Annotated in this window: 1 tRNA gene; it reads left to right on the top strand. The window is 64.1% G+C overall.

What is annotated here, in order from left to right:
• Nucleotides 1-202 precede the first annotated feature (202 nt).
• A tRNA-Val gene (locus ACP5MM_RS09855) sits at nucleotides 203-277 on the top strand.
• Nucleotides 278-535: the final 258 nt, after the last annotated feature.

Below are 535 nucleotides of genomic sequence, written 5' to 3'. Positions count from 1 at the left end.
CTAAGCCGCCCAACCGGCAGGGGGGCGACATTCGTCTCGTCCTCTGTATCGACTGGTCCGGTCCGAGACTTGAGTCGCACAGCGCCGCGCTAGTGTGACGTCCGTCTCAGTGCGGTGGTGGAAACCACCATCAGGGTCCGGGGGCATGCCGGTCGTTGCGTCCCGCAGCCTTCGTCGCTAGACTTGCGGTCCCTCGAGGAATGGGCGGTTAGCTCAGCGGTAGAGCACTGCTTTCACACGGCAGGGGCCACTGGTTCGATCCCAGTACCGCCCACCAATTGTCTGCGCAGCTGCCGCGAGCAGCGGCTCATCGCAAACAAGGACGGGGTCTGTCTGCAGTTCGCGCGCTGCGGCTTGTCCGCCCACATATCTGCGTGATAGCCGCCCGAGGAGCGCATCCCGCCCACCGATACGGTTACCGCGACGCGAATTCGAACGAGCAGCTGGACGAGTCAGATAGCTGGGTTGCTTCAACTCGGGCACAGGTCAGTCCTAGCAGCCGCCGGCGTACCGGCCCTTACTCAAAACGGAGCGG

This window comes from Acidithiobacillus sp., assembly GCF_049965315.1.
GTDB lineage: Bacteria > Pseudomonadota > Gammaproteobacteria > Acidithiobacillales > Acidithiobacillaceae > Acidithiobacillus_B.
This window is presented reverse-complemented; position numbering and strand designations above follow the sequence as displayed.